The organism is Paenochrobactrum sp. BZR 201-1 (genome assembly GCF_044987585.2).
GTDB classification, from domain to species: Bacteria; Pseudomonadota; Alphaproteobacteria; order Rhizobiales; family Rhizobiaceae; genus Paenochrobactrum; species Paenochrobactrum pullorum.
This window is the reverse complement of record NZ_JBJDRZ020000011.1, coordinates 29345-47318: the sequence shown is the minus strand read 5'-3', so window position 1 is coordinate 47318 and position 17974 is coordinate 29345. Positions and strand designations below refer to the sequence as shown.

Annotated in this window: 20 protein-coding genes; 12 read left to right on the top strand and 8 right to left on the bottom strand. The window is 49.4% G+C overall.

What is annotated here, in order from left to right; genetic code table 11:
* The first annotated feature begins 134 nt into the window (after positions 1–134).
* Positions 135–392: a hypothetical protein gene (locus ACI0FR_RS08775; RefSeq protein WP_404906091.1), complete on the top strand. Its 258-nt coding sequence runs from the start codon at positions 135–137 to the stop codon at positions 390–392.
* A gap of 197 nt (positions 393–589) precedes the next feature.
* Here ACI0FR_RS08775 and ACI0FR_RS08770 read toward each other — a convergent pair whose 3' ends face one another.
* The 3 genes from ACI0FR_RS08770 to ACI0FR_RS08760 form a co-directional block, all read right to left on the bottom strand.
* Positions 590–949 carry a tRNA-binding protein gene (locus ACI0FR_RS08770; RefSeq protein WP_374831594.1) on the bottom strand — a complete coding sequence of 120 codons (360 nt, stop codon included), beginning with the start codon at positions 947–949 and terminating at the stop codon, positions 590–592.
* A gap of 49 nt (positions 950–998) precedes the next feature.
* On the bottom strand, positions 999–1499 hold the full coding sequence (locus ACI0FR_RS08765) for a type III secretion system chaperone family protein (RefSeq protein ID WP_184219647.1): 501 nt from the start codon (positions 1497–1499) through the stop codon (positions 999–1001).
* Positions 1500–2014: 515 nt separating this feature from the next.
* Positions 2015–2281 carry an accessory factor UbiK family protein gene (locus tag ACI0FR_RS08760; RefSeq protein WP_374831592.1) on the bottom strand — a complete coding sequence of 89 codons (267 nt, stop codon included), beginning with the start codon at positions 2279–2281 and terminating at the stop codon, positions 2015–2017.
* A 234-nt stretch (positions 2282–2515) separates the two neighbouring features.
* Between ACI0FR_RS08760 and lgt the strand changes: the two genes are divergently transcribed.
* The 6 genes from lgt to ACI0FR_RS08730 all read left to right on the top strand — a co-directional run bounded on the left by lgt (position 2516) and on the right by ACI0FR_RS08730 (position 8493).
* A complete protein-coding gene (gene lgt / locus ACI0FR_RS08755) occupies positions 2516–3367 on the top strand; it encodes a prolipoprotein diacylglyceryl transferase (RefSeq protein WP_404906092.1) in 852 nt (283 codons plus the stop codon).
* Between the two features lie 17 nt (positions 3368–3384).
* Positions 3385–4491, top strand: coding sequence for a class I SAM-dependent methyltransferase (locus tag ACI0FR_RS08750; protein WP_404906093.1), 1107 nt, complete (start codon positions 3385–3387; stop codon positions 4489–4491).
* Between the two features lie 82 nt (positions 4492–4573).
* Positions 4574–5377 (top strand): peptidoglycan editing factor PgeF, encoded by an 804-nt coding sequence (gene pgeF / locus ACI0FR_RS08745; RefSeq protein ID WP_374831586.1) that lies wholly within the window; start codon positions 4574–4576, stop codon positions 5375–5377.
* Positions 5378–5380: 3 nt separating this feature from the next.
* Positions 5381–6532 carry a M24 family metallopeptidase gene (locus tag ACI0FR_RS08740; RefSeq protein ID WP_404906094.1) on the top strand — a complete coding sequence of 384 codons (1152 nt, stop codon included), beginning with the start codon at positions 5381–5383 and terminating at the stop codon, positions 6530–6532.
* A gap of 83 nt (positions 6533–6615) precedes the next feature.
* On the top strand, positions 6616–7221 hold the full coding sequence (locus tag ACI0FR_RS08735; RefSeq protein WP_374831582.1) for a hypothetical protein: 606 nt from the start codon (positions 6616–6618) through the stop codon (positions 7219–7221).
* 339 nt (positions 7222–7560) lie between these two features.
* Positions 7561–8493: a ribose-phosphate pyrophosphokinase gene (locus ACI0FR_RS08730; RefSeq protein ID WP_374831580.1), complete on the top strand. Its 933-nt coding sequence runs from the start codon at positions 7561–7563 to the stop codon at positions 8491–8493.
* 116 nt (positions 8494–8609) lie between these two features.
* Here the strand turns inward: ACI0FR_RS08730 and ACI0FR_RS08725 are convergent, their stop codons facing one another.
* Complete coding sequence (locus tag ACI0FR_RS08725; RefSeq protein WP_374831578.1) at positions 8610–10169, bottom strand: helicase HerA domain-containing protein; 1560 nt, start codon at positions 10167–10169, stop codon at positions 8610–8612.
* Between the two features lie 398 nt (positions 10170–10567).
* On the opposite strand from ACI0FR_RS08725, the gene ACI0FR_RS08720 reads away from it, so the two are divergent.
* The 5 genes from ACI0FR_RS08720 (at position 10568) to ACI0FR_RS08700 (ending at position 14181) form a co-directional block, all read left to right on the top strand.
* Positions 10568–11176, top strand: coding sequence for a 50S ribosomal protein L25/general stress protein Ctc (locus ACI0FR_RS08720; protein WP_374831576.1), 609 nt, complete (start codon positions 10568–10570; stop codon positions 11174–11176).
* A 35-nt stretch (positions 11177–11211) separates the two neighbouring features.
* Entirely contained in the window at positions 11212–11964 is a 753-nt protein-coding gene (gene pth, locus ACI0FR_RS08715) for an aminoacyl-tRNA hydrolase (protein WP_404906095.1), read from the top strand.
* A gap of 101 nt (positions 11965–12065) precedes the next feature.
* A complete protein-coding gene (gene ychF / locus ACI0FR_RS08710) occupies positions 12066–13169 on the top strand; it encodes a redox-regulated ATPase YchF (protein ID WP_374831572.1) in 1104 nt (367 codons plus the stop codon).
* A gap of 62 nt (positions 13170–13231) precedes the next feature.
* Complete coding sequence (locus tag ACI0FR_RS08705) at positions 13232–13717, top strand: MaoC family dehydratase (RefSeq protein ID WP_404906096.1); 486 nt, start codon at positions 13232–13234, stop codon at positions 13715–13717.
* Positions 13714–14181, top strand: a complete 468-nt coding sequence (locus ACI0FR_RS08700) for a MaoC family dehydratase (RefSeq protein ID WP_374831568.1) — start codon at positions 13714–13716, stop codon at positions 14179–14181. Before ACI0FR_RS08705 ends, ACI0FR_RS08700 begins: the two co-directional genes overlap by 4 nt.
* Before the next feature lie 85 nt (positions 14182–14266).
* Here ACI0FR_RS08700 and ACI0FR_RS08695 read toward each other — a convergent pair whose 3' ends face one another.
* From ACI0FR_RS08695 to petA, 4 genes are all read right to left on the bottom strand, one after another.
* Complete coding sequence (locus ACI0FR_RS08695) at positions 14267–14812, bottom strand: adenine phosphoribosyltransferase (protein ID WP_374831566.1); 546 nt, start codon at positions 14810–14812, stop codon at positions 14267–14269.
* A 245-nt stretch (positions 14813–15057) separates the two neighbouring features.
* The gene (locus ACI0FR_RS08690) at positions 15058–15936 is read right to left on the bottom strand and encodes a cytochrome c1 (RefSeq protein WP_374831564.1); all 879 of its coding nucleotides are present in this window, start codon (positions 15934–15936) and stop codon (positions 15058–15060) included.
* Between the two features lie 31 nt (positions 15937–15967).
* A complete protein-coding gene (locus ACI0FR_RS08685; RefSeq protein WP_374831562.1) occupies positions 15968–17257 on the bottom strand; it encodes a cytochrome b in 1290 nt (429 codons plus the stop codon).
* Positions 17258–17277: 20 nt separating this feature from the next.
* Positions 17278–17841, bottom strand: a complete 564-nt coding sequence (gene petA / locus ACI0FR_RS08680) for a ubiquinol-cytochrome c reductase iron-sulfur subunit (RefSeq protein WP_374831560.1) — start codon at positions 17839–17841, stop codon at positions 17278–17280.
* Positions 17842–17974 lie beyond the last annotated feature (133 nt).

The following is a 17974-nucleotide window of genomic DNA, read 5'->3' as shown; positions in this document are numbered from 1 at the left end:
TTCATCAAAGAATATGGTTCGCCAGTCTGGAATAATGGCTTAGGCAAATGGGTTCCTTCAAGTGATGGTGGTGGTGGTGGCGGCGGTTCACTGGAATGTATGAATAGTTGCCACATGCGAAAAATGGAGCGCAGATGATAGGCCCTCACAACTATAAAGAACTGGAATTAATGCTTGCTAGTTTAAAACCAATGGCTCGCTTTGCAATTGAGTTGGACTTACCTGAAACAGCCACAGACCAAGGCTTTGATCAACATGTAAAGTCAGGAAAAATCAAAACATACAGCGCGAAAAGTACGAACGGACCACCAACAGAAAGGCGATATTACTACCTCGAAGGAGAAGAGTGGCGCGTCAAAATAAGTGAACTTATTTGGAAATCCATTGGTTAAAAACTATTAAGTGAGTTTACTTCCGATGATCTGCACCGGTTAGATGGTTGGTTATTGGGATATTCCAATGAAGATATTGAGGATTTTATTCAACAAAAAAATGCTGGAAAAACAAATAGCAATCTTTAAGAGGGAAAAGTGCCCTCCCTCTATTTCACAACATACGGCCGCTTAAGATTGCAACAGCAACCTAACGATTAAAATAATCTGCCGCCATTCGGGACGGTCTTGTCGGTTGTCACCAACACCACATCACCAGCTTCATCAGGCATGCCGAGTGTCAGCACTTCCGACATAAATGGGCCGATCTGGCGCGAAGGAAAATTCACCACCGCCATCACCTGTTTGCCCACCAGATCTTCCGGCTGGTAATGTTTGGTAATCTGCGCCGATGTTTTCTTCACCCCAATATCGGCACCAAAATCAATTTTCAGTTTGAAGGCAGGTTTACGCGCTTCCGGAAAAGGCAGTGCTTCAATAATGGTACCGGCACGAATATCGACTTTTTCAAAGTCGCCCCATGTAATCGTATCGGCAATCACGCTTGTCTCACTCATATCCGTTCCCTATTTTTATTAAGTCCAACTGTTGGTCAGGCTTGAATTTTCAAGCCTGACCAACAGTTTCAAACAATACACTCTCCATCGCTTCACGCGCTGTAACACCCGACCAGACAACAAACTGGAAGGCTTGAAAATAGGTTTCGCAAGCTTCAATTGCGCTGGAAAGCAGCACTTCCACCTGACGGCTGGTTGGCTCTGCACCCCCGGCCAGCAAAAGGGATTGGCGATACATAATCGCCCCTTCCTGTCGCCACAGATCAAAATGCCCCATCAAAAGCTGCTCGTTGATCAGTGATAGCAAACGCAGCACCTCGTTTACACGCGGTTCCGCCACTTTAATATCAAAGGCGCAGGCCAGATGCAGCGCCTCGTAATCTTCCATCCATGAAAAGGAAATATGATAGTCAGTCCAGCTTCCAGCGACAGAAATGGCAATTTCGTCGTCTCCAGTGCGTTCAAAAGACCATTCATTTGAATTAGCGACATGTTCAATCACATCTACAGGATGTAATTCACGTGCGAATTCAAGCTCCACAAGGCTCATATCTGTTTCCTGTCCTGCACGCATAAGCGCATTTTTAGTCCGGCGAACATGATGCTCACCTGGTTCGCTCTGTTTGCAGCGCAAAACACTCGCGCAAACAAAGAAACCGGATTGATAGGCTGAACCAGAAATCACCGCTCAGGCGATTTATCGTTCAAGGGCACACGCACATACGCAACTAATACAGGCCAAATAAACTGACCCAGTGACTCTGGAAAGCAGTCTGAAAAACGCCCAGACCTACATATAGCCCCACAAGTAGCCCCCACCACTTGAACTCCATGATCCTGATTTCGAATCATGTAGTGTTTTCAGTCTATTGATGCAGACTCTGAGCGCTAGTCCCTTTTATAAAAACTGACACGAAAGGATGTGGAAACATGAAAACGGGCGCCGTCGCGCCCGTCGTTAAAGGATTCAATCACAAGGGATTTTCGCACTTTCAGCCTGTTGATAAATTTCTTGTTAAAAACTTTATTCAACAGCGTAAAAACGATAAAAGCAGCAAATTCTGCTTATGAATCAGAGCCAAGCTTGGTTAACCGAGCTTCAAGCGCTTCAATTTTCTGCAACAGAGCTGCATTTTCTGCACGCGCTTTAATGGCCAGATCACGTACAATTTCGAATTCTTCACGCTGCACCACATCCAATGCATTGAGAACGCGCTCACCCTGCGAGCGCAGCGCCGTTTCAACTTCGCCACGCACGCCTTGCGCAGCCCCTGCAGCATCGGTCACGAGTTTGGCCAATTCATCCAGAATTCTGTTCGATCCGCTGGTCATGACTATCATCCTTGTCATTTGCACAAAAGGCAGGCTGCCCGTTTGATTTAACTATTAATAGGCCTCTTTGCAGATTTAAGTGCCATCTAGCTTCGATGCAAGCAGGGGAATTGAAATCTGCCACTGGAAAAAACCATCCAAGATCGTTTATATAGCGGATCAAAGGACTTGAAGATATGTTATTTAGTCCGAATTTATTTACAGCAAGGTTTGCACGATTTCCGGAGAATATGAATGTCCAGTCCACTCCTGCCTCTCTCGAGCCTTGCTTTCCCAGATATTGATCCGGTTATTTTCTCGATTGGCCCGCTCGCTATCCACTGGTATGGTTTGGGCTATATTATCGGCATTTTATTTGCATGGTGGTATGGCAAAAAACTGCTGCAAAACCATCGGCTCTGGGCGCATAATCAAGCGCCGATTCAACCGGTCATGCTTGATGATTTTGTCGTCTGGGCAGCATTGGGCATCGTGATTGGTGGCCGTCTCGGCTATGTGCTGTTTTATAATTTCAGCTTTTATATCGCTAACCCGCTGGCTATTCCGGCAATCTGGGATGGTGGAATGTCGTTTCATGGCGGTATTCTCGGCACTACCATCGCAATGATCCTTTTTGCCCGCTCGCGCAAAATTGCCGTTTGGAGCATGTTCGACGTGATCGCCGCTGGTGTGCCGGTCGGTCTTGGTGTTGTGCGTATTGCCAATTTCATCAATTCGGAACTTTGGGGACGTGTCAGTGATGTGCCTTGGGCATTTTACTTCCCTAATGGCGGTGAACTCCCACGCCACCCAAGCCAACTTTATGAAGCAGCGCTGGAAGGTTTTGTGCTTTTCATCATTCTCGCCATTCTCGTTTGGGGGTTCAAAAAGCTCAAAAAGCCAGGCTTCATTGCCGGAGCATTTGTTGGCGGCTACGGCATCTCGCGCATTATCGTCGAATTCTTCCGCGAGCCGGATGCACAGCTTGGTTATTTAGCTGGTGACTGGCTCACCATGGGCATGGTTTTGTCGGTGCCAATGGTATTGCTCGGTCTTTGGGCAATGATCCGCGCGCAAGTTTCAGCGCCTGAAGCCATGCGCCCGTAACCGGACAATAAAGCACCATGTCCTCATCCAGTCTCTCTGAGCGTTTGAAACGCCGCATCGAAGCGCAAGGCCCAATCACGGTCAGCGAATATATGCTCGCCTGCCTTGGAAACCGCGAGGATGGATATTACATGGTGCAGGAACCATTCGGCGCCGAGGGTGATTTTATCACAGCGCCCGAAATCAGCCAGATGTTCGGCGAATTAATCGGCGTTTGGTGTGTGTCGCAATGGATGGCAATGGGCAAACCGGACGCCTTCATCCTTTGTGAAATGGGGCCCGGTCGCGGCACATTGATGAATGATTTGCTGCGCACGGCCCGTCAATTAAACCCTGCTTTCATTGAAGCGGCAACCATCACCATGGTGGAAACCAGCCCGCGCTTGGCGGACATTCAGCGCCAGACTTTAGCGCCTTTCAAGCTGCCGATCACATGGACGAGTGATTTCCAAGCGCTTGAACAGCAACCGCTGATTATGGTTGCCAACGAGCTTTTCGATGCTTTGCCGATGCGCCAATATGTGAGAAAACAAGGGCGTTTTCACGAGCGTGTTATTGCATTGGATGAAAATGGCGCATTTATTTTTACGCTCAGCAATCATAGCATTGATGCAAGCCTCCTGCCCGCCGATCATCAGTCTGCGCCGGAGGGCGCGATCTTTGAGGTCGCACCGGCGCGCGCAAGCCTGATGCAACAAATCAGCGAACATATCATGCAATTGACCGGCAGCGCCCTACTGATCGATTATGGCCATATCACCCAAGGCTATGGCGACACGCTGCAAGCCATGCTCAAACACAATTTTGATGATGTTTTTGCCCATCCGGGCGAAGCCGACATCACCAGCCATGTCGATTTTTATCATCTGCAACAGATTGCACAGCATGCAGGGTCGAACACAGCCACACAGACCCAAGGTGAATTTTTATTGAGCATGGGCTTACTTGACCGCGCCGGACAATTAGGCCGCGACAAATCATTAGCCGAACAGCAACAATTACAAGCCGATGTCGAGCGGCTGGCCGCTCCAGATCAGATGGGAAACCTCTTTAAAGTCCTAAGCATCAGCTCACCCTCCATCGCACCTTTGCCTTATGATGTGCTATCTTCTGCTGGCAATTAATCCATAACCATTCGCCATTCTTCGCATTGACAAGCGCGCAATGCTCCACCACCATCGTGTTTTTTGACGAAAGCTTTTTTCAATGCCAACCGACGTTACAAAGCCGCAGCCGCAGCAAGCAGCACAACTTGAAAAAACCGGAAGCCAGTCCGGCCAAACAATCGTTCACGGTTTTTTCAATCGTGTCGGCGGTATTTCGGAAGGCATCTATGCAGGTCTTAATGTCGGCACCGGCTCCAATGACAATCAGGATCATGTGGCGGAAAATCGTCGCTTGGTGGCGGATTTCTTAGGGGTAAAGCCTGAGAATCTCATCACCGTGCATCAGATCCACTCGCCTGATGTGGTGAAAGTAACCGAGCCGCTGAGTTCGCCAAAGCCACAAGCCGATGCAATGGTCACCAATGTTCCAGGGTTGGCACTTGGTGCACTCACTGCCGATTGCGGCCCTGTGCTTTTTGCCGATCATCAAGCCGGTATTATCGGCGCGGCTCATGCCGGCTGGCGCGGTGCTTTGGGCGGTGTTTTGGAAAATACCATTGCCGCCATGATTGAACTGGGTGCTTCGCGCGAAAATATCGTCGCTGTTTTGGGGCCGACCATCGGGCCTGAAAATTATGAAGTAGGCACTGAATTTTATCAGAAGTTTTTGCAACAAAATAAAGATTTTGCCAAATATTTCACGCCTTCTGTGAAGCAAGATCATTATATGTTCAATCTCTGGCGCTTTATCACCGACCGCTTGGAAAAAGCGGGGGTGCAGGCGACAGCACTGGAAGAATGCACCTATGCGGATCAGAAAAGGTTCTTTTCCTATCGTCGTACCACACATCGGGCCGAGCCAGATTACGGCCGCCAGATCGCAGCTATTGCGATAAGGGAGTAACAGATGGCACTTCACTTCGAACCGGAAGAATACGCCGCAAGACGGGATCGTCTGAAGCTTAAAATGGACGAAGAAAAGCTGGATGCGATTTTGCTGTTCGCGCAGGAAAGCATGTATTGGCTGACCGGCTATGACAGTTTCGGTTTTGGTTTTTTCCAATGTCTGATCGCTAAATCAGACGGCTCCATGGTGCTGTTGACCCGTGCCGCAGATGTACGCCAAGCGCGCCATACCTCCAATATCGACAATATCATCCAGTGGACAGATCGAGACAATGCAAATCCAGCGGTAGATTTGCGCAATCTGTTGAGCGAACTGGATCTGCTTGGCAGCCGTATCGGCATTGAATATCAAACCCATGGCCTGACCGGTTCCAATGCCCGCAAGATTGATGATCAATTGCAAAGCTTTGCCAAAATCATCGATGCCTCGTCTTTTGTCGATCAGCTGCGCTTGCTGAAAAGTCCGGCAGAAATCGGCTTTATCAAAAAAGCTGCCGAATTAAGCGATGAAGTGCTGGATAAAGCGCTGGAACTCATTCAGGCCGGAGCCAGTGAGGCCGATATACTTGCCGCCATGATCAGCGCCAATATTGCAGCCCACGGGGATTTTCCGGCTAATGATTATATTATCGGCTCAGGCAAAGACGCGCTGCTCTGCCGCTATAAAGCGGGACGACGCAAATTGAACAAAAATGACCAACTCACGATGGAATGGTCAGGTGTTTACCGTCACTACCATGCGCCAATGATGCGCACAGCGCTGACCGGAAAACCATCAAAACGCCATCTGGAGCTTTATGAGGCCGCCAGCGAAGCGCTTGCAATGGTGGAAAAATCATTAAACGCCACGTCCAGTTTCGGTGATGTGTTTGAGTCTTATGCAAAAGTAATGGAAGCGCACGATCTGACGCGTCATCGCATGAATGTCTGCGGATATTCAGTAGGCGCACGATTTGCGCCAACATGGATGGAGCCGCAAATATTCCATGCCGGAAATCCGGAGCGCATCCAGCCGGACATGACGCTTTGTGCTAATATCATCATTATGGATTCCGACAACGAAACTGCGATGACACTGGGGCAAACCTATTTGACCACCAATGCAGCGCCTCAATCACTCAGCCGTCATTCTACCGAGCTGATTGTTAAATAGACGAATATATGATTATTTATGAATGCGTGTTTCATGCGGCTTTTCATGAGTTGAGCAGCCGCATTTCAGGAGCATAAACGGACATGAATAAATATCAGTTTTGGAGTGTTCTTTTCTTTTGCGCGTTTTTGAGTGCCTGCAATAATACGCAGTCGGCGCTGGAAATTGGAAATAACAATACGGTCGCCAGTGCTCCGACAACACCTGTGAGCGCCAGTGCATTGCCAAGCCCAGCAACTGGCAACACAACAAACACCACTGGCGGTATGCCTACTGCTACCACGCCAACAAGCACGGTCACAGCTGCCCGCCCTGTGGCCGCCGCACAAAGCCTCTATATCGCACCAATCATCGGCGCACCGCTCAATGTAGTCACTCCCCTCACCCAACGCCTCAATCAAACAGCACAGGCACGAGGGCTAACTTTAACCGGCAATGAGAACAATCCGTCCGCACATGTTCTCAAAGGTTATTTTTCAGCTCTTGCCGATGCCGGACAAACCACCGTTCTTTATGTCTGGGATGTGCTTGATCCGGCCGGAAACCGTCTGCACCGAATCCAAGGCGAACAAAAAGTACAAGGTACAACTGCTGATTCCTGGGGTGCCGTGACACCAAATGCCATGGAAGCCATCGCCGATCAGACAATACAGCAATATCAAAACTGGAAAAACAGCTCTAAATTATGATAAAAATATTGCTGAAAAATCTAATTTGATGACAAAAAAGTAGAAATGGGTCATTTTTTAGGAAAATAACCCACAGAGCCTGTGGGAAACTAACATTATATCACAATATTAACAGAGTGTGACCAATCGACCCTTTGCAATTTCTACGAGTCTTTGTAAAAGGCCGCTAATCCGAGATATAGCTTCTAACCGCCGCAAGCCCTGGAATTTATCGATTTGGGAAGCTTGCAGCATTGGCATATCTGCGGTGGTGTTTGGAATCCGCGCATGAGCGTAACCGGAATGGTTCAGGTTTCACGATCGTGCGTCATCGCTTAAGAACAGCGTCAGAGGCAAAATATGAAACTTTTCGCGGGCAACTCCAATCAGGTTCTTGCCGAATCTGTTGCTAATTATCTTAACATTCCGCTCGGTAAAGCCGTTGTGAAGCGTTTTGCCGATCAGGAAATTTTTGTCGAGATTCAGGAAAATGTACGTGGTGAAGACGTTTTCGTTCTTCAGTCCACATCCTATCCGACCAATGATCACCTGATGGAATTGCTGATCATGATCGATGCCTTCCGTCGCTCATCAGCACGCCGCATCACTGCCGTGATCCCTTATTACGGTTATGCACGTCAGGACAGAAAGCCGGGCCCACGCACGCCAATTTCTGCCAAGCTCGTGGCCAACCTCATCACAGAGGCCGGTGCAAATCGCGTTCTGACCCTTGATCTTCATGCAGGTCAGATTCAGGGTTTCTTCGATATCCCGACCGACAATCTTTATGCGGTTCCGGTTATCGCCCGTGATGTTAAGGCCAATTACGAAACATCTAACTGCATGGTGGTTTCACCCGATGTAGGCGGTGTTGTTCGTGCCCGTTCATTGGCAAAACGCATCGGTGCCAATCTGGCAATCGTCGACAAGCGCCGTGAACGCGCTGGCGAATCTGAAGTGATGAACGTCATCGGTGAAGTGTCCGGCAAAGATTGCTTGCTGTTTGATGATATCGTTGATTCCGGCGGCACGCTCTGCAACGCGGCTGAAGCTCTGCTTGAAAAAGGCGCATCCAGCGTCACCGCTTACATCACCCACGGTGTTCTCTCTGGGGGTGCGGTAGCACGTATTGCTTCTTCCAAGCTAAAAGAATTGGTGATCACCGATTCCATTCAGCCATCAGCCAACATTATTGCGACGCCAAATATCCGCGTTCTCTCGATTGCACCACTGATTGGTGAAGCCATTGCGCGCACAGCTGCGGAAGAATCCGTATCCAGCCTCTTCGACTGATATTTGAAAAACGCAGACAATCACCAAGACTGTCTGCGTTTGATACCGACATATAAAAAAGCCGCCGGATTGATCAAAATCAGGCGGCTTTTTTTATGTCCTAAAAGAGTGAATACTTATTCAGCAGCTGCATTTTCCTCGGCCACATCATCCCGGGCATTCGGATCACCTGCGGCCGTCTCGCAATCAAGATCAGGAAAAGCGACAATACGTTTTCCGGTAAAATCATTACGCACAACCAGCAGCCCGCGCTCTTCAAAATAGGTCAGCAACCGACGGGCACGGCTGGTAGAGTGGCTGCCATAGGCACGCGCCAATGCTGCATCAGAGGGGCATGGCGCTTGCGTGACCGCTGCTTGCGCCACAATCAAAAACACGCCTTGCACATCATCAGTCAGGCTTTCAGACAAGGCCAAAGCCCGCTGCCATGTTTCAGTCGATGCGGTATCGCCATCAATGCTTGCCTGTGCCAAAGCCAAACGGCGGCGGAAAGCAGGCAATGCCAGCGGCTCACCCGGCACACGGTGAATGCGGCAGCGCACCAGAAAATCCTGATAAAGCACCGCAACAGAGCGAAATGAAGCTTCCGGATCTTCGATGATTTGGCGCATCACCTTGTCAATCAACTCTTCACGCTCAGCCTCGATAAGACCTGGGAAAACCGGCTCGGGAGGCTGTTCTGCTTCCGGCTTTGGTTTTGTTACTTGCGCTAAAATTTCAGCCGTGGATGGTGCCGGTGGCGGCGGTGCCGGACGGCGCACCAATGGACGTACTTCATCCGGTGACGGTGTAAATATCAAATCCATCGCATCAACCGGCGCATCGGGTAGCGGCATCAGTTTCGGGCTGGAAGATCGCGCGGATGTTTGCACGGCACCAATTTTGATCGGCAATGGACGGCGCGATAAAGCAGGCCCCAATGCAATAAAATGACCACGCTGCAAATCGCGGAACATTTCTGCCTGGCGACGTTCCATGCCTAAAAGGTCAGATGCACGCGCCATATCAATATCAAGAAATGTTCGCCCCATCAAAAAGTTGGAGGCTTCTGCGGCCACGTTTTTTGCCAGTTTTGCCAAACGCTGCGTGGCGATGACACCCGCCAGCCCACGTTTACGGCCACGGCACATCAGATTGGTCATAGCGCCCAGCGACACTTTGCGCGCTTCATCGGACACTTCACCGCCTACAGCAGGCGCAAAAAGCTGCGCTTCATCGACCACCACCAGCATCGGATACCAATAATCGCGCTCGGCATCAAAAAGACCACCCAAAAAGGCAGCGGCCGCGCGCATTTGCTGCTCGGCATCCAAGCCCTCAAGATTAAGCACCACGGAAACACGATGCTGACGGATACGACCGGCAATACGAGTCAGTTCCGCTTCGGTGCGCGCTGCATCCACAACCACATGGCCATATTCATCGGCAAGGGTCACAAAATCCCCTTCCGGATCAATGATGCATTGCTGCACCCATTGCGCGCTTTGTTCTAATAGACGGCGTAGAAGATGAGATTTACCCGAGCCCGAATTGCCCTGAACCAACAAGCGGGTTGCAAGTAGCTCCTCCAGATCGAGCATGGCATTTTTGCCGCCGGCGCCAAGTGCAGCCGTCGATCCTGCATTACCCGACGCGGTTCCCCCCGATAAGGTGCCCATGTCGATGCCGACCTTCATCTCGCCTCCTAAAATCATATCAAGAAAATATCGTCGCGATGATGATCGCAGACTCAATATGCTAAAAGCATTTCCCCGTGCCTAACATTTTTGCACCACCAAATGCCAGCCTCTAACGTCGCAGACACAAAACGCCCCACAGGATGCATGATTTGCAGGTCGGATTTGCACGGATAATTGCTTCAATCAGATAAAAACGACCAGCAAAACTTGCACATTTGCGCTCTATCCTTTATAGACCCCGCATCCGCGTAGACACCCTTGGAGGCAACGCGGAATGGAGCATCGTCTATCTGCAAAGTGGCAAGCCACTTACAGCAGATTTATTTGTGTTTCATGTTGTTTGTTTTCAATGAGATAACGGGCAACACTCCAATACACATTCGAAAGGAAATGCCATGAGCGAAACCAAAGTGCTCAAGGCCGAGGCGCGCACACGGGTTGGTAAGGGGTCCTCCCGCGAACTTCGCCGCAACGGTTTGATTCCAGCTGTTATTTATGGTGACAAGCAGGCTCCCCTGTCTATTGCTGTCTCTTATAAAGACGTTTACTACAGAATTCATGGCGGTGGCTTCAAAACCACAGTGACCACCATTGAACTCGACGGCAAGAAAATCCAGGTACTGCCTAAGGATTACCAGCTTGATCCAGTTCGTGACTTCCCTCAGCACGTTGACTTTCTGCGCGTTTCCGCCAAGTCAATTGTTGAAGTGAACGTACCTGTTCAGTTCATCAATGAAGAAAAAGCTCCGGGCCTGAAGCGCGGCGGCCTGCTCAACGTCGTTCGTCACGAAGTTGAACTCGTTGCACCTGCGAACGCAATTCCGGATGCAGTCGTTGTTGACCTCGAAGGTCTCGACATCGGCGCAACCATTCACATTTCATCTGTTAAACTGCCTAAGGGCGTGACCCCTGTTATTCAGGATCGCGACTTTACAGTTGCAACCATTGCTGCTCCTGGCGGCGGTGTAAAAGATGAAGCTGAAGGCGAAGCTGAAGCAGAATAATGTCTGTTGAAGCGTGTTGCGAAGGTTAGAAATCCATGCTCCTCATTGCAGGTCTTGGCAATCCCGGCCCCCGTTATGCGCAAAACCGACATAATATCGGGTTTATGGCGGTGGATGAAATATTCCGCCGCCATAGCTTTTCCAAATGGCAGAAAAAATTTCAGGCAGAAATTGCCGACGGCACCATTGATGGTGAAAAAGTTCTGCTGATCAAGCCACAAACTTTCATGAACCTTTCCGGCCAGTCCATTGGCGAGGCCATGCGCTTTTACAAGCTGCAACTTGCTGATCTGGTGGTGATTTATGATGAGCTGGACTTACCGGCAGGAAAATTGCGCATCAAAACCGGCGGTGGTTCAGGCGGTCATAACGGCATCAAATCCACTGATGCGCATATGCAAGGTTTGCTGGGCTCTAAAGACTATCGCCGTATCCGTTTAGGCATCGGTCATCCGGGTGCGAAAGAACTCGTGCATAATCATGTTCTCGGCGATTTTGCCAAATCTGACCAACAATGGCTTGATCTTCTCCTTGGCGCGATCAGCGACAATGCTGTGTTTCTTGCCAAGGGACAAGACAACTCCTTCATGAATAAAATTGCGTTGGCAATGGGTGAAGGTAATAACCGCCCCAATGCAGGCGGCAAACTCGCGGATGCAGCTCCAAAGGCTGCGCCCAAAGCACAAAGTCATATCCGGCAGGCACGCCCGACATCGGGCAGACCGAATATACCGGAATCAGGGCCAATGGCTGATATGCTGAAAAAGCTGTTTGGTAAGAAAGACTAAAACACTACTTTTTCTGGACGGGACATTGCGCGCTCTTGACCTTGCCCCCTTCCATATCCCATAGCCATTCTAACTTAAAACTTATTGAGACAGGTATAGTCATGGGTTTCAAATGCGGCATCGTCGGACTGCCCAATGTCGGCAAATCAACACTCTTTAATGCGTTGACACGCACCGCTGCTGCACAAGCTGCCAACTATCCGTTCTGCACTATCGAGCCCAACACTGGTGAAGTGGCTGTGCCTGATCCGCGTATGCGCGAAGTGGCGAAGATTGCCGGTTCCAAGGAAATTATACCGACCCGTATTTCCTTTGTTGATATTGCTGGTCTCGTGCGCGGTGCATCCAAAGGTGAAGGTCTGGGCAACCAGTTTCTGGCCAATATCCGTGAAGTAGACGCCATCGTACACGTGTTGCGTTGTTTTGAAGATGACGACATCACCCATGTTGAAGGCCGTATTGATCCGGTATCCGACGCGCAGACCGTTGAAACCGAATTGATGCTTTCTGATTTGGAAAGCCTCGAGCGCCGTATCGTTCAGATCCGCAAACGCGCCACCGGCAAGGACAAAGAAGCCCTCACAGTTTTGCCGATGATGGAAGAATCGCTAAAACTCCTGCAAAACGGCCAGCCGGTGCGTATGTTGCTGAAAGACATTGCCGCCGAGGATCTGGCAATCTTGCAGGGGCTCAACCTTCTGACCTCCAAGCCTGTGCTTTATGTTTGCAATGTTGCCGAAGACCAATCTTCAACCGGCAATGAACATACCAAAGCTGTCGAAGCCATGGCGGCCTCACAGGGCGCAGAAAACGTCATCATTTCTGCCGCGATTGAAGCAGAAGTTGCGCAATTGGCTGATGAAGAAGCAAAAGAATATCTGGATGCGATGGGTCTGGAAGAGCCAGGCCTCGACCGCCTGATCCGCTCCGGCTACAAGCTGCTTGATCTGATCACTTACTTTACCGCAGGCCCTAAGGAAACGCGCGCATGGACGATCCAGCGCGGCACCAAAGCACCGCAAGCGGCTGGCGTTATTCACACAGACTTCGAGCGTGGATTCATTCGCGCCCAAACCATTGCTTATAACGATTACATCACTTTGGGCGGTGAAGTTGCCGCCAAAGAAGCCGGTAAAGCACGAGATGAAGGCAAAGAATATGTCGTACAAGACGGCGATGTCTTGCTTTTTCGCTTCAATACATGATCAATTAAGGCCAGCCTCGCTGGCCTTTTTTCTTATGTGATTTATGTCGAAAGGTATCTGTTTTGAACGCAAAATATGCTTATGAAGATTTCCATGAAGGCCGCGTTTTCAATCTCGGCCCCAAAACGGTGAGCGCCGAGGAAATCATCGCTTTTGCCAAAGAATATGATCCGCAACCTTTTCATCTGGACGAAGCGGCAGGCAAAAAAAGCATTCTGGGTGGCTTGGCAGCTTCAGGTTGGCACACATGCTCCATGCTGATGCGGATGATGTGTGATGCCTATATGCTGGAAGCCACCTCGCAAGGCGCACCAGGCGTTGAATTTACCAATTGGAAGCACCCTGTGCTGGCAGGCGACACACTAACGGGCACGACCACCGTTATCAGCGGACGTGTACTCAACTCACGTCCGGGGCTTGGCATTGTCACACTTTTGCATGAGTTGAAAAATCAGCATGGCGTCACTGTATGCGAAGTACAGCATAAGCTGATTTTGAAACAGCGTGCCGCTGCTCAAATGTGCGCTCAACAAGGAGCTGCATCATGAGTGTCATCGATGATATGCTGAACAAAGAAGTTATCCTTGGCAGCTTTACCTTCACACAAGAAAACATCATTGAATATGCGCGTCAGTTCGATCCGCAATATTTTCATGTTGATCCGGTAGCTGCCAAAGACAGCCTGTTTGGCAATTTATGTGCCTCCGGCTGGCATTCGGCTTCAGTCTGGGTAAAACTCAACATCCAATCACTGCAACGTGAAGTCGCCGAAATGATTGCGAAAGGTGAAATACCACCCGTCTTTGGCCCCTCTCCTGGCTTTACCAATCTGACATGGACAAGACCTGTTTTTGTCGGTGACACATTAACCTACACCCGCATCATCACCTCTATTCGGGCACTGGAATCCAAACCCGGCTGGTCGATGATCACCATGATTTGTGCTGCACGTGACGAGAAAAACGAAGAAATATTACGCTTCGAAAATGCAGCGATGATCAAGCTGCCATAAGTCGCTTCACAAGTCTCACTATCAGATAAATAAAAAGCCCTGTCAGTTTTGACAGGGCTTTTTTATATAAGTATTTTTGAGCAGCTTAGTCGCCTTCGAAAGCCACCAAAGTGCGCACATGCACACCCAAAGCTTCAAGCTTTTTACGGCCGCCCAGATCAGGCAGATCAATCACAAAACAGGCCGCAACAATTTCAGCGCCCATTTGCTGCAACAATTTACAAGCAGCCTCAGCCGTGCCACCAGTTGCGATCAGATCGTCGACCAGAATAACCTTTTCACCCGGCTTGATGGCATCGCGATGCATTTCCATCTCGTCGATGCCATATTCAAGACTATAGGCAATCCGCACAGTTTCATAAGGCAATTTACCTTTTTTACGGATCGGTACAAAACCTGCCGACAGCTGATGCGCCATCGCACCACCCAAGATAAAACCACGCGCTTCAATACCCGCAACCTTATCGGCTTTGCCACCGGCATATGGATAAACAAGTTCATCCACAGCACGACGAAAAGCCTGTGCATTGCCCATCAGCGTGGTCACATCACGGAACTGGACACCCTGTTTTGGGTAGTCCTTGATTGTTCTGATTGCCTCTCTGAGCGTCGACTGTATTTCTTTGTCCATTGAGACAATCCTTTAATTGACATTATCCATAACAGGTCAAGCTTATAGGCTTAAGACCCTGTTATGATGCATATGCACTTCCAGCAACGGAATCGCAAACCATTGGAGCATAATAAGAGTAACCAGTGATAACAAATTGATTTAAAGCAATTCACACAAGCTTTTGATCGCCATAAAAAGGGCGCCAAAATATAAAAAAGGGCGCTGGAACAGCGCCCTTAATTTCAAAATGATCGCTTAAAAGCTTAGTCTTTCAGCTGTGCAAAAATTTGACGTTTCGCGATATAGACCAGACCTGCAAACAGAGCCAAGAATATCATAACGCGGAAACCAATTTCTTTACGCTTTACCAGATGCGGCTCTGCTGCCCACATCAAGAATGCCGACACGTCATGTGCATATTGCTGCACAGTCTGCGGGCTACCGTCATCATAAGTGACAACATCGTCACTCAAAGGACTGGCCATAGCCAATGATTTTGCCGACAAGAAATACGGATTGTAATACGTACCTTCAGGAATTTCCATCCCTGCAGGTGGCTTTGCACTATAACCTGTCAACAGTGAGTAGATGTAGTCCGGACCAGCTTCAGCATATTGTGTGAAAATGTCGAAGATAAATGTCGGGAAACCACGCTCGGCTGCACGTGCTTTGGCAATCAAAGACAGATCGGGCGGGGCTGCACCATTATTGGCTGCAGCCGCTGCCTGCACATTCGGGAAGGGGGACGGGAAATAATCTGTTGGAACGGCTTTACGTTCAAACATATCACCTTCCGCATTTGGACCATCTTCCACTTCATATTCAGCAGCAAATGCTTTCACTTGATCTTCTGAATAACCCAAATCTGACAGATTTCGGAACGGAACATATTCCAGCGAGTGACAAGCTGCACAAACTTCTTTGTACACTTTTAAACCACGCTGCAATTGACCTTTATCATAGGTTCCAAACGGCCCCGAGAAACTCCAGCTTTCTTGATGTGGCTTTAGAATCGGATAATGATCCGGTTCTGCCGGTTCGCTAACGAACTCTTCTTGAGCAAAAGTACCGCCCATTGTCAGACCGAGCGCAACCATTGGAGCAATTCCGAGGGCAGCGAAACCGGTGAGGAACTTTTTCATATTTCTAGTCCTTCATTAACTTTCGCTACACTCAACCAGGGATTTTTTCTGGCGTCAGATGCGCAGGCTTGCCTTGTTTCTTTTCCAACACTGCTTCGGTAATCGAATTCGGCAAACGCTTCGGCTTTTCGATGAGACCAAGCACTGGCATGATCACAAGGAAGAAAGCGAAATAATAGAGGGTACCGATCTGTGCCAAGGCTGTGTAGATACCTTCTGCAGGACGTGAACCCAGCCAGCCAAGGAAGACGGCGTTGAACACGAAGAGCCAGAAGAACATCTTGAACCAAGGACGGTAAACCGCTGAACGCACTTTCGAAGTATCCAGCCAAGGCAATACGAACAGCACTGCAATGGAGCCGAACATCGCCAATACGCCACCAAGCTTAGAATCGATCGGGCCGATATTGAACGTAATTGCACGCAGGATTGCATAGAACGGAAGGAAGTACCATTCAGGCACGATATGCGCAGGCGTTTTCAATGAATCCGCTGGAATATAGTTATCCGGATGGCCAAGGAAGTTCGGCATATAGAAAACGAAATATGCGAAGAACAAGAAGAAGACCAACGCACCAAATGCATCTTTGATGGTTGCATAAGGCGTAAACGGCAGCGTATCCGTTTTCGACTTCACTTCGATACCTGTCGGATTGGTCTGACCGGTCACATGCAGGGCCCAAACGTGCAGGATCACCACACCGACAATCATGAACGGCAGGAGATAATGCAGTGAGAAGAAGCGGTTCAGCGTCGGGTTATCAACCGCAAAACCACCCAGCAACAATTGCTGGATCGGTTCACCGATAATCGGGAACGCGGTGAAGAAGCCGGTGATCACTGTTGCACCCCAGAAAGACATCTGTCCCCAAGGCAAGACATAACCCATGAAAGCTGTCGCCATCATCAGCAGGAAAATGATCACGCCGAGAATCCACAACAGCTCGCGTGGTGCCTTATAGGAACCATAATAAAGACCGCGTGCAATATGCAGATAAACAGCAACAAAAAAGAAGGATGCACCATTCGCGTGCATATAACGCAACAACCAACCGAAATTGACGTCGCGCATGATTTTTTCAACGGATTGGAAGGCAATACCGGTCGATGCAGCATAGTGCATGGCCAGAACAATACCTGTCAGCAACTGCGCAATCAGCATGAACGACAAAATGCCACCGAAAGTGTACATATAGTTCAGATTGCGCGGTGTTGGATAAGAAACAAATGAATCATAAACCAGACGCGGTAATGGCAGTCTGTCATCGAACCATTTTTCAATGCCGGTACTCGGCGTATATGTGGAGTGTCCGCCACTCATGTCTTCTCTCCCCTGAACCACTAGCCGATTTTGACGACAGTATCGGATACAAACGAAAACTGTGGCACAGCCATGTTTTCAGGTGCAGGGCCGCTGCGAATACGACCAGCAGTATCATAATGAGAACCGTGGCACGGACAGAACCAGCCGCCAAAGATACCGGCTTCACCAAGCGGCACACAGCCAAGGTGCGTACAGACACCGATCATGACCATCCAGTTTTCCTTACCCTCACCAGCAGAGCGGGCGATGTCGGTTGCCGGTGTGTCGGCTGCCAGATTGGCATTGCGTGCTAACGGATCTTTCAGGTCGGCCATACTGGTCGACTTGGCTTCTTCAATTTCTTTAGCGGTGCGGTTGCGGATAAAGACCGGCTTACCGCGCCACTTCACTGTCAGCGATGCACCTTCCTGAACGGAAGAAACATCCACCTCAATAGAAGCGGCGGCCAATGTCGATGCGTCGGGACGCATCTGATCAATAAATGGCCAAGCCAGTCCGCCGGCGCCAACTACACCGACCATCCCTGTCGCTATGTACAGAAAATCACGCCGTGTCGGCTCAGCCGTGTCGTGTGCGCTCACGTGCCAATTCCTTTCCAACCTGCATATTCAAATTAATCCTCTCCCCTTGCCCATTTTTTTGATTAAGCAAAATCAAATGAGAATCTCATTATTGCTTATAAAACGGCCGCGAAATTTACATTTCTATTTTGGT

Coding starts and splice junctions, on each gene's coding strand:
- ACI0FR_RS08775 (WP_404906091.1), top strand. CDS start 135: ATGATAGGCCCTCACAACTATAAAGAACTGGAATTAATGCTTGCTAGT.
- ACI0FR_RS08770 (WP_374831594.1), bottom strand. CDS start 949: ATGAGTGAGACAAGCGTGATTGCCGATACGATTACATGGGGCGACTTT.
- ACI0FR_RS08765 (WP_184219647.1), bottom strand. CDS start 1,499: ATGAGCCTTGTGGAGCTTGAATTCGCACGTGAATTACATCCTGTAGAT.
- ACI0FR_RS08760 (WP_374831592.1), bottom strand. CDS start 2,281: ATGACCAGCGGATCGAACAGAATTCTGGATGAATTGGCCAAACTCGTG.
- lgt (WP_404906092.1), top strand. CDS start 2,516: ATGTCCAGTCCACTCCTGCCTCTCTCGAGCCTTGCTTTCCCAGATATT.
- ACI0FR_RS08750 (WP_404906093.1), top strand. CDS start 3,385: ATGTCCTCATCCAGTCTCTCTGAGCGTTTGAAACGCCGCATCGAAGCG.
- pgeF (WP_374831586.1), top strand. CDS start 4,574: ATGCCAACCGACGTTACAAAGCCGCAGCCGCAGCAAGCAGCACAACTT.
- ACI0FR_RS08740 (WP_404906094.1), top strand. CDS start 5,381: ATGGCACTTCACTTCGAACCGGAAGAATACGCCGCAAGACGGGATCGT.
- ACI0FR_RS08735 (WP_374831582.1), top strand. CDS start 6,616: ATGAATAAATATCAGTTTTGGAGTGTTCTTTTCTTTTGCGCGTTTTTG.
- ACI0FR_RS08730 (WP_374831580.1), top strand. CDS start 7,561: ATGAAACTTTTCGCGGGCAACTCCAATCAGGTTCTTGCCGAATCTGTT.
- ACI0FR_RS08725 (WP_374831578.1), bottom strand. CDS start 10,169: ATGAAGGTCGGCATCGACATGGGCACCTTATCGGGGGGAACCGCGTCG.
- ACI0FR_RS08720 (WP_374831576.1), top strand. CDS start 10,568: ATGAGCGAAACCAAAGTGCTCAAGGCCGAGGCGCGCACACGGGTTGGT.
- pth (WP_404906095.1), top strand. CDS start 11,212: ATGCTCCTCATTGCAGGTCTTGGCAATCCCGGCCCCCGTTATGCGCAA.
- ychF (WP_374831572.1), top strand. CDS start 12,066: ATGGGTTTCAAATGCGGCATCGTCGGACTGCCCAATGTCGGCAAATCA.
- ACI0FR_RS08700 (WP_374831568.1), top strand. CDS start 13,714: ATGAGTGTCATCGATGATATGCTGAACAAAGAAGTTATCCTTGGCAGC.
- ACI0FR_RS08695 (WP_374831566.1), bottom strand. CDS start 14,812: ATGGACAAAGAAATACAGTCGACGCTCAGAGAGGCAATCAGAACAATC.
- ACI0FR_RS08690 (WP_374831564.1), bottom strand. CDS start 15,936: ATGAAAAAGTTCCTCACCGGTTTCGCTGCCCTCGGAATTGCTCCAATG.
- ACI0FR_RS08685 (WP_374831562.1), bottom strand. CDS start 17,257: ATGAGTGGCGGACACTCCACATATACGCCGAGTACCGGCATTGAAAAA.